This window comes from Thauera sp. JM12B12 (assembly GCF_039614725.1).
Taxonomy (GTDB): domain Bacteria; phylum Pseudomonadota; class Gammaproteobacteria; order Burkholderiales; family Rhodocyclaceae; genus Thauera.
Genome location: NZ_CP154859.1, coordinates 2,573,365 through 2,585,743, shown reverse-complemented (window position 1 = coordinate 2,585,743; position 12,379 = coordinate 2,573,365). Strand labels below are relative to the sequence as shown.

15 protein-coding genes are annotated in these 12,379 nt (G+C 69.4%); 10 read left to right on the top strand and 5 right to left on the bottom strand.

Going from position 1 to position 12,379, the window contains the following annotated elements; all coding sequences use genetic code 11:
- Positions 1 to 95 precede the first annotated feature (95 nt).
- Positions 96 to 1,298 carry a polyphosphate kinase 2 gene (gene ppk2, locus AAG895_RS11635; RefSeq protein WP_345792174.1) on the bottom strand — a complete coding sequence of 401 codons (1,203 nt, stop codon included), beginning with the start codon at positions 1,296 to 1,298 and terminating at the stop codon, positions 96 to 98.
- Between the two features lie 199 nt (positions 1,299 to 1,497).
- Between ppk2 and AAG895_RS11630 the strand changes: the two genes are divergently transcribed.
- Complete coding sequence (locus AAG895_RS11630; RefSeq protein ID WP_345792173.1) at positions 1,498 to 2,448, top strand: alpha/beta hydrolase; 951 nt, start codon at positions 1,498 to 1,500, stop codon at positions 2,446 to 2,448.
- A 70-nt stretch (positions 2,449 to 2,518) separates the two neighbouring features.
- On the opposite strand, the gene AAG895_RS11625 is transcribed toward AAG895_RS11630, so the two are convergent.
- Together AAG895_RS11625 and xpt are read right to left on the bottom strand one after the other, a co-directional pair.
- On the bottom strand, positions 2,519 to 3,379 hold the full coding sequence (locus AAG895_RS11625) for an HDOD domain-containing protein (RefSeq protein WP_345792172.1): 861 nt from the start codon (positions 3,377 to 3,379) through the stop codon (positions 2,519 to 2,521).
- A gap of 84 nt (positions 3,380 to 3,463) precedes the next feature.
- Positions 3,464 to 4,066 carry a xanthine phosphoribosyltransferase gene (gene xpt / locus AAG895_RS11620; RefSeq protein ID WP_345792171.1) on the bottom strand — a complete coding sequence of 201 codons (603 nt, stop codon included), beginning with the start codon at positions 4,064 to 4,066 and terminating at the stop codon, positions 3,464 to 3,466.
- 194 nt (positions 4,067 to 4,260) lie between these two features.
- Between xpt and tadA the strand changes: the two genes are divergently transcribed.
- The 3 genes from tadA to AAG895_RS11605 are packed head-to-tail and all read left to right on the top strand — an operon-like array spanning position 4,261 to position 5,651.
- Entirely contained in the window at positions 4,261 to 4,725 is a 465-nt protein-coding gene (gene tadA / locus AAG895_RS11615; RefSeq protein ID WP_345792170.1) for a tRNA adenosine(34) deaminase TadA, read from the top strand.
- On the top strand, positions 4,726 to 5,205 hold the full coding sequence (locus AAG895_RS11610) for a L,D-transpeptidase (RefSeq protein WP_345792169.1): 480 nt from the start codon (positions 4,726 to 4,728) through the stop codon (positions 5,203 to 5,205).
- The gene (locus tag AAG895_RS11605; protein ID WP_345792168.1) at positions 5,202 to 5,651 is read left to right on the top strand and encodes a GNAT family N-acetyltransferase; all 450 of its coding nucleotides are present in this window, start codon (positions 5,202 to 5,204) and stop codon (positions 5,649 to 5,651) included. Before AAG895_RS11610 ends, AAG895_RS11605 begins: the two co-directional genes overlap by 4 nt.
- A 4-nt stretch (positions 5,652 to 5,655) precedes the next feature.
- Here AAG895_RS11605 and AAG895_RS11600 read toward each other — a convergent pair whose 3' ends face one another.
- Together AAG895_RS11600 and AAG895_RS11595 are read right to left on the bottom strand one after the other, a co-directional pair.
- A complete protein-coding gene (locus AAG895_RS11600; protein ID WP_345792167.1) occupies positions 5,656 to 6,441 on the bottom strand; it encodes an NRDE family protein in 786 nt (261 codons plus the stop codon).
- A 19-nt stretch (positions 6,442 to 6,460) separates the two neighbouring features.
- On the bottom strand, positions 6,461 to 7,492 hold the full coding sequence (locus AAG895_RS11595; RefSeq protein WP_345792166.1) for a folate-binding protein: 1,032 nt from the start codon (positions 7,490 to 7,492) through the stop codon (positions 6,461 to 6,463).
- A 110-nt stretch (positions 7,493 to 7,602) separates the two neighbouring features.
- Here AAG895_RS11595 and mltG point away from each other — a divergent pair, with 110 nt between their 5' ends.
- The 6 genes from mltG to AAG895_RS11565 all read left to right on the top strand — a co-directional run bounded on the left by mltG (position 7,603) and on the right by AAG895_RS11565 (position 12,336).
- Positions 7,603 to 8,607, top strand: coding sequence for an endolytic transglycosylase MltG (mltG, locus tag AAG895_RS11590; RefSeq protein ID WP_345792165.1), 1,005 nt, complete (start codon positions 7,603 to 7,605; stop codon positions 8,605 to 8,607).
- Positions 8,608 to 8,660: 53 nt separating this feature from the next.
- The gene (gene tmk / locus AAG895_RS11585) at positions 8,661 to 9,341 is read left to right on the top strand and encodes a dTMP kinase (protein WP_345792164.1); all 681 of its coding nucleotides are present in this window, start codon (positions 8,661 to 8,663) and stop codon (positions 9,339 to 9,341) included.
- Positions 9,338 to 10,396 (top strand): DNA polymerase III subunit delta', encoded by a 1,059-nt coding sequence (holB, locus tag AAG895_RS11580; protein ID WP_345792163.1) that lies wholly within the window; start codon positions 9,338 to 9,340, stop codon positions 10,394 to 10,396. The genes tmk and holB overlap by 4 nt, the downstream gene beginning before the upstream one ends.
- Positions 10,393 to 10,758 (top strand): PilZ domain-containing protein, encoded by a 366-nt coding sequence (locus AAG895_RS11575; protein ID WP_345792162.1) that lies wholly within the window; start codon positions 10,393 to 10,395, stop codon positions 10,756 to 10,758. The genes holB and AAG895_RS11575 overlap by 4 nt, the downstream gene beginning before the upstream one ends.
- A 101-nt stretch (positions 10,759 to 10,859) precedes the next feature.
- On the top strand, positions 10,860 to 11,636 hold the full coding sequence (locus tag AAG895_RS11570) for a TatD family hydrolase (protein WP_345792161.1): 777 nt from the start codon (positions 10,860 to 10,862) through the stop codon (positions 11,634 to 11,636).
- The gene (locus AAG895_RS11565; protein ID WP_345792160.1) at positions 11,617 to 12,336 is read left to right on the top strand and encodes an ankyrin repeat domain-containing protein; all 720 of its coding nucleotides are present in this window, start codon (positions 11,617 to 11,619) and stop codon (positions 12,334 to 12,336) included. The genes AAG895_RS11570 and AAG895_RS11565 overlap by 20 nt, the downstream gene beginning before the upstream one ends.
- The last annotated feature ends 43 nt before the right edge of the window (positions 12,337 to 12,379 follow it).

Below are 12,379 nucleotides of genomic sequence, written 5' to 3'. Positions count from 1 at the left end.
CCATCGGACGGCGCCCGTCGCACGCCCGCTTACGTCTGCTCACAGCGGCGGGTAAACTGATGCGAAAAAAGTGCCTCATGTGGCGCTGCGTTCAATTACAGCAGCGGTACCGCGTCCTTCTCGCCGCGCTCGTAGACCACGTTGGCGCGCCCGACCAGCAGCGGGTCGAGCGGGCCGATGCGCTCGATGTCCTTGTTCGTGTAGGGCAGCTTGTGCAGCACGTAGCGCAGGGCGTTGAGGCGCGCGCGCTTCTTGCAGTCGGACTTGACCACCGTCCACGGCGAGTCGGCGGTGTCGGTGTAGAAGAACATCGCCTCCTTGGCCTTGGTGTAGTCGTCCCACTTGTCGAGCGAGGCGAGGTCGATCGGCGACAGCTTCCATTGCTTGAGCGGATGCGACTCGCGTTCCTTGAAGCGGCGCCGCTGTTCCTCCCGGCTGACCGAGAACCAGAACTTGATCACGTGGATGCCGCTGCGCACCAGGTTGCGCTCGAACTCCGGAACCTGGCGCATGAACTCGTTGTACTCGTCGTTGGTGCAGAAGCCCATCACGCGTTCGACGCCTGCGCGGTTGTACCAGGAGCGGTCGAAGAGGGCGATTTCCCCCGCTGTGGGCAGGTGCTGGATGTAGCGCTGGAAGTACCACTGGCCGCGTTCGATCTCGGAGGGCTTCTCCAGCGCCACCACGCGCGCGCCGCGCGGGTTGAGGTGCTCCATGAAGCGCTTGATGGTGCCGCCCTTGCCGGCGGCATCGCGGCCCTCGAACAGGATCACCACGCGTTGCCCGGTGTCCTTGACCCAGGCCTGCAGCTTGAGCAGCTCGACCTGCAGTCGGTACTTCTGCTTCTCGTAGGCCTTGCGCGACATCAGGTTGCGGTAGGGGTAGCCGCCCTGGCGCCAGTCGGGCGACAGCTCGTCGTCCGGATTGGTCTCGGCCGCGGCCGGCGTGCTGTCGGCACGCATGAGCGCGCGGCGCAGCATGTGGATGTCGTCCGGCGAAGCGCCCGCCAGAATCGCCTCGAGCGCACGCGAGGCGCCGCGGGCGTCGCGCGCGACTTCGGTCTTGAGGATGTCGCTGATGGCGACCAGCTTGGAGTCTTCTGCGGCGGAGATCGCTTCCTCGACCTCGAACCGCTCGATACCGGCGGCGCTCAGGTCGGGAGCGGTGTCGCCCGCACGTGACGGCCGGACGGCCTTCTTCGCGGTCGCCGGCTTCCTGGCTGCAGCGGGTTTCCGGGCTGCCGGCGCTTCCGCGCGCTCGGCGGTGGCGTCGATCTTGGAGTCTTCGGTCTTGCTCATGCTCTTCCTCCTCTGTTTCGATGCATTCTAATCCTGCGCAAGGCGCTGCGCTGTGGATTGGCACACAATCGAAGGGGTTATTGCCCGTGCTGGCGCGAATGATCGGCGCACGCCGCCGCCGCGAGGACCGCTAGAATTGCGACCCGTCCAAACACATGCCGAAGGCCTTTGACGGCCCGGTTCCCGGCTCCCCGCATTCATGCCCCTGACCCCTCAAGCCCGCTCCCTGCTCGACATGGCGTACCGTGTCGGCGCGCCGCGCTTTCACCACCTGTCCGAAGCGCAGGCCCGGCATTCCTTCCACAAGCTGCAGTTCGCCTTTCGCCCGGAGCCGCCCGCGGTCGCTGCGACCGTCGAGGTGCCGATGGGGCGTCCCGACGGTTCGGCATTGCTCGCCCGTCTTTATCGACCGCTGCAAAGTCATGCCGACGAGATCCTGCCGCTGTTGATCTACTTCCATGGTGGGGGCTGGTGCGTGGGCGACGTGCCGAGCTATGACGTGCTCTGTCGCCAACTCGCCAATGCCTCGGGCTGCGCGGTCCTGTCGGTGGAGTATCGGCTTGCCCCGGAGCACCCGTTTCCCGCGGCGACCGAGGATGCGCGCTTTGCCTTCGCTTGGGCGACCGACCACGCAGACCTGCTCGCCATCGACCGGGAGCGGATCGCGCTCGGCGGGGACAGCGCAGGCGGCAACCTGTCCATCGTCACCGCGCTCGCGCTGCGGGGCGAGGAAGCGCAGCCGCGCTTCCTGATGCTGGTGTATCCGAGCACCGAGATCGTGAGTACGCGCGCATCGCGCGACCGCTACGCCGATGGCTACTTTCTCGATCGCGAGACGCTGCACTGGTTCTTCGAGCGCTATCTCCCGGAGGGCGATACCGAGGACTGGCGGGCCTCACCGATGCGGGCCGCTTCGCTCGCCGGCCTGCCGCCGATGCTCGTGATCGGCGCCGAGTTCGACCCGCTGGTCGATGACTGCGAGGCCTTCGCCGCCCGGGTCGCGGCCGAGGGCGGCGAGGTCACCTACCACGCCTTTCCCGGTGTGGTGCATGGCTTCCTGACGCTCGGCAAGGTCTTCCCGGAGGCGCAGCAGGCGGTCGAGCTGTGCGCGCGGACGCTCCGCCGGGCACTGCTCGACGTGGAGGATTGACCGACACGGGACGGACCCGGCGTGCGCGGTGCGAGGCCAGTGGCGGCGGCGATCGCCGCCGTGCGGCGACTCAGTCGCAGGCGGCTGCGATGAGTTCGTGCCGTGTGGTGCGCGCGGCGTCGAGCAGGCCCTGGAAGGCCTCGCGCTCGAGTCCGCCCAGGCTGGCCTCGAGCAGGCCGGGCCGACGCTCGACCCCGAGCAGCGAATCGAAGGGGTTCGGCGCCTCGGCGGCGAGGGTGGCGAGGAATACGATGTCACTCATCGATTCCGGGGGCCATTCGGTGCGCGCGGTGGGGTCGGCGGTGCACGCCTCGATGATGCTGTCGGGGAGGTCGAAGGTCTCGAGCACCGCGGTGCGCACGGGTTCATCCCAGAGCGCAACCAGCTCGGCAAAGCGCGGCAAGTCGCCTTCGAGCGCTGGATAGCGGGCGGCACGGGCGAGCAGGTAGAACTGGCCGATGTCGAGCATGAGGCCGGCGAGCATCGCTCCGTCCGGGTTGGGGCGGTCGAGCGCGCGCGCAAGGGCGAAAGACCAGGCCGCGACGTCGATCGCGTGCATCCACAGTCCGGTCGCGATCAGTCGCATCTGGCGCGAGCGGTGGTCGCGCGCGAGTTGCTCGGCCGCGACCGCGAAGGCGAGGCAGCGCAGCGTCGACAGGCCGATGCGGCCGATCGCGTCCTTGAGGCTGTCGATCTCGCCGCGATACGGGTTCATCGACAAGGTGTTGGCCATGCGGATGGCCTTGGCCGCAAGCAGGGGTTCGGCGCGCACGACATTGGCGATGTCGGCGAGCGAGCTGTCGGGATCGTCCGCCAGCCGCTTGATGCGCAGGGAGAGGTCGAAGACGGTCGGGAAGCTCAGCGTGCCGTCACGCAGCTCCTGTTCGACCTGCTCGGCAAAGGCCTCGGTTTGCGCCTGGAACGCTTCCATGTTCGGTACCCCCTGTTTCGAGGCGTCCAGTCTAAGCAGGCGCGCCGTCCGCTGCGCGTGCAAATCCCACGTTCGCGCGCAGGTTCAGGGCTGGGTGAGCTGCACGCGGCCGTTCTCGAGTGCCTCGACCTGGGCCAGTGTGGAGACGGGCACGCCCAAGGCCTCGATGGCGGCATGGCCCTTCTTGAAGCGCTTTTCCACGATGAAGCTGGCGCACAACACGGTCGCCCCCGCCTCGCGTGCCATTTCCACGAGTGCGACCGCGGTACGGCCGTTGGAAAGGAAATCGTCCACGATGACGACGCGGTCGGTCGGCACGATGTAGCGCTGCGACAGCACGAGCTTGGTCTCACCCCCCTTGGTCGGCGACGGAATCACCCTCGCGATCGCGGGAGACTCCACCTGCGGGGCGTATTTCTTGGCGTATACCAGCGGCACGTCGAGCGCCTGGGCGACGACGAGACCGGGGGCGATGCCGCTCGCCTCGGCGGTGAGCACGACGGTGGGATCGAACGCCGCCAGGCGGCGGGCGAGCTCCTGGCCCATCTCGGTGATGAAGCTGGGTTCGATGCGGTGGTTCAGGAAATGATCGATCTTCAGGATCTGGTCGCCGATGACCGTGGCTTCGGCTTCGATGCGTCGCACCAGCGGGGCGTAGGGGCGGATCAGGGAGGGATCGACGTTCATGCGCAAGTCCGTAAACGAAAACGCCCCCTGGGCCGGGGGCAGGTCGCGCGGATTCTAGCCCAAGCGGCGCGTCGCGCGACAGGCTGACGGGCTGCGCGCGCGCGAGTGGGTCGTGGCCTCGCCCGACGCAGAGCCGGCCGCGGCCACGGCAGCGTTCGGGCTAGAATCCTGCCCATTCCCAGGTGAACGTGACGATGAACGACGAAGATTTCATGCGCGCGGCGCTCGAACAGGCACGCGCGGCCGGTGCCTGCGACGAGGTGCCGGTGGGGGCGGTGGTGGTGCTCGAGGGCGCGATCGTGGGCCGCGGCTTCAACCAGCCGATCGGCCGCCACGACCCCACCGCACACGCCGAGGTCATGGCCTTGCGCGACGCCGCCGCGCGCCTTGGCAACTACCGCCTGCCCGGCTGCGAGCTCTACGTGACCCTGGAGCCGTGTGCGATGTGTTCGGGTGCGATCATGCACGCGCGCATCGCGCGCGTCGTCTTCGGCGCGCGCGACCCCAAGACCGGTGTCGCGGGCAGCGTGCTCGATCTGTTCGCAGAACCGCGCCTCAACCACCACGCGACCGTCGAGGGGGGGCTGCTCGCCGACGAGTGCGGAAGCATGTTGTCGCGCTTCTTTGCGGCCCGGCGCGGTCGGACGATGGTGGGTTGAATGCGCGTCGAGGTGGATATCGGCCGGCAGACCCTGGCAGTCTTCGGTGACGATGGCGCCTGCATCCGGCGCTACGCAGTGTCGACCGCCGCCAACGGCGCTGGCGAGGAGATTGGCAGCTACCGCACGCCGCGCGGGCGCCACCGCATCCGTGCCAGGATCGGCGCCGGCGCGCCCAGCGGTGCGGTGTTCCGCGCCCGGCGTGCGACCGGCGAGGTGTGGACGACGGCCTTCGCGGCCGCGCATCCCGGCCGCGACTGGGTGCTGACGCGCATCCTGTGGCTGTGCGGCGAAGAGCCGGGCCGCAATCGCGGCGGGCGGGTGGATTCGATGCGGCGCTACATCTACATCCACGGCACCGGCGACGATCAGCCGATGGGGACGCCGCGCTCGCACGGCTGCGTGCGCATGCGCAACCGCGACATCATCGAGCTGTTCGAGCTTGTGCCGGTAGGGACGCAGGTGGAGATCGTGGAATGAGCGCGAATCGGGAGTTGCGCCAGATCCGCGTCGACGTGGAGGTCGCCGACTGGACGCGCGCCCGGGCCCTGGTGCTGCCGGTGCGCACCGCGGTCTTCGTGGTCGAGCAGGGCGTGCCGGAATCGATCGAGCGCGACGCGATGGATGCGGTCAGTCGTCACGCGATCGCGCGTGACGTAAGCGGGTCCGTGGTGGCGACCGGGCGCCTGCTGCCTGACGGCCACATCGGCCGCATGGCGGTGCTCGCCGCGCTGCGTGGCGCGGGGGTCGGCGCTGCGGTGTTGCAGGCGCTGATGGCCGAGGCGGTGCGCCAGGGGCTGACCGAGGTGGTGCTCAACGCGCAGGTGCATGCACTCGATTTCTATCGCCGCCTCGGCTTCGTCGAGCGTGGCGAGGTCTTCCTGGAGGCCGGCATCGAGCATCGGACGATGCGCCGCAGCCTGTGAGGGCTCAGCCCGGCGCGCGCGCCGTGAAGCGGTGATCGACCTGGTTGAGCAGTTCGCCGTCCACGTCCCAGGTCCATTCCACGAGGCGCGTGCGAGCGCCGCGGTCGCGCAGCACCACGCTCGTGCAGCGCGTGCCGTAGCCCGGTGCGCGGATGAAGGCCGGTGAGAGCCAGCGCTCCCACTCCAGGCTCACGCCGGTGTCGGGCAGGTGCGGGTCGGGGGCGGGGACCGGGTCGCGCATGAGTCCGAGCAAGGCATCGACGAGGGTCTCCTCGCCACCCGGCGGATGCGCGATGTGTGCGGCGAGCCCGGCGCGGGCTTTCACCAGCTTCGGCCAGGGGGTGTCGAGCAGGTGGTTGGACAGGCCATAGACGCCGGGTGCGAGCGCGCGCACCTGGCCCGTCGTGCTTTCCAGTACCCCCAGGTGCGTGCCGTCCCCGACCAGCAGGTTGAACGCGGCATAGGCCTGCGAGCGCGCACCGAGCTGGCGCAGGCTCTCGTGTGCCGGCCGGTCGTCCTCGAGGGCCGCGCGCACCAGTGCGCCCCGCGAGGGCGCGCCGGGCAGGTGGCGGCTGGGGTCACGGTAGTTGGTGAGCGCGGCCAACCGGCCGCTGCGGCTCAGGCCCATCCACGTGCCGCCGGCCTCGAGGTCGCGCCCGGCGAGCAGCTCGGGCGCATCGGTCCACCAGTGCGCAGGGGCCGCCGGCCGCTTGAAGTACTCGTCGCGGTTGGCGGCGAGTACCAGGGGATAGTCGGCATGCACCTGCCACGCGAAGACGACGAGGCACATCGCCCGTGCGTCCTGGCGCTCAGGCGAGGGCGTAGGGCAGGTCGAGCACGCGCAGGCGCGGGCCGTCCGCTGCGGCGAGATGAAGCTCGCCCGCCTCGGCACTGCTCGACTGGATCACCGCCAGCGCCTCGCTGCCACCGTCGGCGGCAGGCGCGACGTTCACCAGCTTGCCCGCGGACTGCTCGCCGAAATCGGGCGCGTAGAGATCCATGCCCGGTTTCGCCTCCACGCCCGCCGGTACGGCCACGCGGTAGGTGCGCTTCTTGAGCTTGCCGAGGTATTGCGTGCGGGCAACGATCTCCTGGCCCGGGTAACAGCCCTTGTGGAAGCTGACGCCGCCGATGAGCTCGTAGTTGAGCATCTGCGCGACGAACTCCTCCTGCGTGGCCGCCGTGATCAGCGGCAGGCCGGCACGGATCATCGTCAGCTGCCAGGCCGCGGTCCCGGCACGTACCGCACCGGCGGACAACAGCGCGTCATAGACTGCCGGTGCCGAGGCGGCGGGCACGGCCAGCACGAAGCGGTTCTCGGCGAGGCGGATGCAGCGCAGTCCGCCTGCCGACACGGTCTGCTTCATGTCGGCGGACGGGAGCACCGCGCTGGCGGCCTCGAGGGCAGCGGCAGCGGCAGGACCCGTGACGCCGATGAGGGCGAGTTCCGCGCTGGCGTCGGAGAGCTTGACCTTGCTGCGCAGCACGTACATCGAGAACTTCTTCAGGAAGGCAGGCAGGATGTCGGCGGACATCATCAGCGCATGGCCCTCGGCCTCAGACCACATCAGGAAGCTCGCGATCATGCGGCCCTTGGGCGAGTTGAAGCTGTTCCACGCGGCGGCATCCGCTTCGAGCTTCTTGACGTCGTTCGACACCAGGTTGTGCAGGAAGGCAGCGGAGTCCGGGCCCACCGAGCGGATCGTACCCAGGTGCAGCAAGGGCACCGCGATGGTCGCTTCGGTGGCGGCGCGGGCCTCGGCGGCGGGCTCGGCAAAGCTCAGGGCGGCGGCGTCCAGGGTGGCGCCCAGGCGGGCAAGGTGTTCGGTCCAGGCTGTCATGATCGGCGTTCGGAATAAGGGGGCGAAGGGGCAATGCAGTATTATATGCGCCCTCCGCAGACCGGTCGCCCCTGGCGCCGGCAGGGGTTTTCCGTCATTCGCGACCCTCGATGAAGCGTCTCTTCCTCCGCCTCCTGATCGTGCTGTTCGCCGCCGCCGCGCTCGTGGCAGGCGCGGGCTGGTGGTACGCCCATCGTCCGCTTGCGCTCGCAGCCGATGCGGTCGATTTCACCGTTCCGCGCGGCGTCGCCATGCGTCAGGCAGCGAGCCTGATCGAGCGCGCCGGAGTCGACGTCGATGCACGCCTGCTCAGCCTCCTTGCCCGCATCGGCGGGCGTGCCCACCGCATCAAGGCCGGAAGCTACGAGGTGCACGCAGGCATCACGCCCTGGCAGCTGATCCTCAAGCTTTCCGATGGCGACGTCACGCAGGGCGAGCTCCTCCTCGTCGAGGGCTGGACCTTCCGCCAGGTGCGCCAGGCGCTGGAGTCGCATCCAGACCTCGAGGCGGACATCGCAGGCCTCTCCGACACGGAGATCCTCAGCCGCATCGGCGCGCGCGAGAAGCACCCGGAAGGGTTGTTCTTCCCGGACACTTATCTCTTCGACAAGCGCTCGGGCGCGCTCGCGGTGCTCAAGCGCGCCCATGGCGCAATGCAGGCGCGGCTCGAACGCGCGTGGGCCGCGCGCGATCCGGCCAGCCCGCTTGCGTCGCCCTACGAGGCGCTGATCCTGGCCTCGATCATCGAGAAGGAAACGGGCCGCCCCGAGGATCGCGGCCTGGTCGCATCGGTGTTTTCCAACCGCCTGCGCATCGGCATGCGATTGCAGACCGACCCCGCGGTCATCTACGGTCTTGGCCCGGAGTTCGACGGCCGCCTGCGGCGTGTCCATCTCGAAACCGATCACCCTTGGAATACCTACATCCGCGCGGGCCTGCCGCCCACGCCGATCGCCATGCCGGGAGAGGCCGCCCTGCGTGCCGCGGTGCAGCCGGACAAGAGCGATTTCCTGTATTTCGTCTCCCGAGGTGACGGCAGCAGCGAGTTCTCCCGCAGCCTCGCCGAGCACAACCGCGCGGTGAACAAGTTCATCCGCAATGGAGGCGGCGGATGAGCACCCTGCAGTCCGTCCCGGGGTCGATCACTCCCAATCTCGCGAATGCCGAAATGACATCCTCAAGCGCCCCGGAAGCACCCGTCACAGCTGCAGCGTTGGCACGCGCGCCGCAGCCACGGGGGCGGTTCATCACCTTCGAGGGCATCGACGGCGCGGGCAAGAGCAGCCAGATCGCCGCCGTGGTGGCGCTGCTGCGGGCGAGCGGGGTGGCCGTCGATCAGACCCGCGAACCCGGCGGCACGGCGCTCGGCGAGCGCCTGCGCGAGCTCCTGCTCCACGCGCCGATGCATCTCGAGACCGAGGCCATGCTGATGTTCGCCGCGCGCCGCGAGCACCTCGCCGCGCGCATCGAGCCGGCGCTCGCGTCCGGGCGCTGGGTGGTGTGCGACCGCTTCTCCGACGCCACCTTCGCCTATCAGGTGGGTGGCCGCGGCCTGGACCGCGCCAAGTTCGACGCGCTCGAGCGCTGGGTACATCCCGGCCTGCAGCCCGACCTCACCCTGGTGTTCGATCTCGATCCGGCGGTCGCCGCCGCGCGCGTGGCCTCCACCGGGGTCGATCCCGACCGCTTCGAGCGCGAGCAGCGCGATTTCTTCGTGCGCGTGCGCGAGGCCTACCTCGAGCGCGCCCGCCTTGCGCCGCAGCGCATCTGCGTCATCGACGCCGACCGCGCGCCAGAGCGCATCAGCGTCGACATCGAGCGCATCGTGCGCGAACGTTTCTTCTCATGATCCACGCCTGGCTGCAGCCGACCTGGACGCGCCTCGTCGAACTCGGCGAGCGGCTGCCGCATGCGCTGCTCTTCGTCGGCCCGGCAGGCCTCGGCAAGCGTGCGCTCGCCGAGGCGCTCGCCGCCCGTCTGCTTTGCGACGCCCCGCGGTCCGACGGACATGCCTGCGACCGCTGCGAACCCTGCCAGTGGCGAATCACCGGCAACCATCCCGACCTCATGCGGGTGGTGCCGGCGGCCGAGCTGGCCGCCGAGCGCGCCGAGGGCGAAGCCGACGCACCCGTGCGCGAGGCCACCGGCAAGGCCGCCTCGGAGCAGATCGTCATCGAGCAGATCCGCGACCTGCAGGCGTCGCTCAGCGTCACCGGGCATCACGGTTCGCGTCGTGTGGTGGTGCTCGATCCCGCCGAAGCGATGAACCTGTACACCGCCAATGCCTTGCTGAAGCTGCTCGAGGAGCCGCCGGCGGGGTGCGTGTTCCTGCTCGTCTCTTCCGCTCCGCGTCGCTTGCTGGCGACCATTCGCAGCCGCTGCCAGCAGTGGCACTTCACCCGGCCGGCTGAAGACGAACTGGCGCACTGGCGCGCTCGGGCCGACGCGCAGACGCAGGCATTGCTGGCGCTCGGCGGTGGCATGCCGCTCGCGGCCGAGCGCCTCGCGGCAGCGGGGGGCGGCGAACTGCTGGCGCGCTTCGTGCGCGACCTCTCGGGGCTTCAGGTGGCCGACGTGCTTCGCCTGGCTGGCCAGTGGGAGACCTGGTTGAAGTCGAAGGAGGCCGGCGCAGCCGGTTTCGGCCTCCCCGAACTCAGCGACTGGATGCAGCGCTGGGTGAGCGATCTCGCCGCGCTGCGCCTGGGCGGCCGGGTACGCTTCTTTCCGGCGCAGGAAGGCGTGCTGTCGGCGCTCGCCAGCCGCATGAGCGTGGCGGCCGCGAGCGGCTGCTACAATGAGCTCGTCCAGATACACAAGGTGTCGCGCCACCCCTTGAGCCTGCGCCTGGTTCTGGAAGATATGCTGATGCGCTACGCGCGCGCCATCGCCGGAGCCAGAGGATGACCGAAGCTGCCCGCCCCGCCGTCAGTCGACCGAGCGTGCTGTCGCTGAACATCAACTCGAAGTCGGCGCTGTATGCGGCCTACATGCCCTTCCTCAGCAACGGCGGCATCTTCGTACCCACGCCGAAGACCTACAAGCTCGGCGACGAGGTGTTCATGCTGCTGCAGTTGATGGACGATCCCACCCGCCACCCGGTCGCGGGCTCGGTGGTGTGGATCACGCCGCACGGCTCCCAGGGCGGCAAGACGCAGGGTATCGGCGTGCATTTCTCGGCCGACGAGTCGAGCAAGGTGCTGCGCAGCCGCATCGAGCAGGTGCTGGCCGGACATCTCGGCTCGAACCGGCCCACGCACACGCTCTGAGGCCGTTCCCACCGCGCATGCGGCATCTTTCCGGTGGCGCCGGGTTGCGTCCGGGTCGGCCCCCAGTTGTTCCACCATCGAGTTTCTCTGCCAGGATCCGGATGTTCGTAGACTCACACTGCCACCTCGATTTTCCCGACCTCGCCAACCGCGTCGATGAGGTGCTGGCCACGATGGCCGCCAACGATGTCGGTACGGCGCTGTGCATCAGCGTGAAGCTGGAGGATTTCCCACGCGTGCTCGGCTTGGCCGAACGTCACGCCCACCTGTGGGCGACGGTCGGCGTGCATCCCGACAATGACGGCGTGGACGAGCCCGACGTCGCCCGCCTCGTCGCGCTCGCCGATCATCCCAAGGTGGTCGCCATCGGCGAGACCGGGCTGGACTACTACTGGCAGAAGGATGCCCCGGAGTGGCAGCGCGAGCGCTTCCGCGTGCACATCCGCGCCGCGCGCGCCACCGGCAAGCCGCTGGTCATCCACACCCGCAGCGCCGCCGAGGACACCTTGCGTCTGATGCGCGAGGAGGGGGCCGACCGGGCCGGCGGCGTCATGCACTGCTTCACCGAGACCTGGGAGGTCGCCGAGGCCGCGCTCGCGCTCGGCTTCTACATATCCTTCTCCGGCATCGTCACCTTCCGCAACGCCAAGGACCTCAAGGAGGTCGCCCGGCGCGTGCCGCTCGATCGACTGCTGATCGAGACCGATTCACCCTACCTGGCTCCGGTGCCGCACCGCGGCAAGACCAATGAGCCGGGCTGGGTCGTGCATGTGGCCGAGGAGATCGCCCGCCTGCGCGACATCCCGCTGGCAAGCGTCGAGCAAGCCACCACCGACAACTTCTTCCGCCTCTTCCGCCATGTCCAAAGACCCTCGTGACACGCCCGCTGCGGGACTCCTTCCGCGCAAGCTGCTCGCTGCGACCGTGCTTGCGGCGAGCACGCTGTTCTCGTGCGCAACCATCGCCGGCAGCTACGACGATGCGCTGAGCGCCGCGACCCTGGGCGACAGCCGCCAGCTCGCCGGCCTGCTCGACCGCGGCATCGACCCCAACACCGTGGACGCCCAAGGCAACTCGCTGCTGATCCTGGCCGCGCGCGAGGGCCAGCTCGATACCGTGGAGACCCTGCTCAAGTACCGGCCGCGGATCGACTACCGCAACCAGGCGGGTGATTCCGCGCTGATGCTTGCGGCGCTGCGCGGCCACGACGACGTCGCCCGTGCGCTGCTCAAGGGTGGCGCGGCGGTCAATCACGAGGGCTGGGCGCCGCTGCACTACGCCGCGTTCGAGGGCCGCGAGGGCATCCTGGACGCGCTTGTTGCGGCGGGTGCCGATGTCAATGCGCCCGCGCCGAACAAAGCGACGGCGCTGATGCTGGCCGCGCGCAACGGCCACGCCGGCGTGGTCCGGCGCCTGCTTGCCTTGCCGCAGACCGACCTCAATGCGCTCAATGACGTCGGGCTGTCCGCCGATGCCTGGGCGCTGCAGAACAAGAACACCGACATCGCCGAGCTCATCGCCGCCGAGCGCAAGCGCCGCGGCCTGCGCCCGCCGGCGATGCGGGTCACGATCGAGTGATGCACGTGGAGGGCGGCCGCTTCAAGCGACCGCGCTCCGCAGG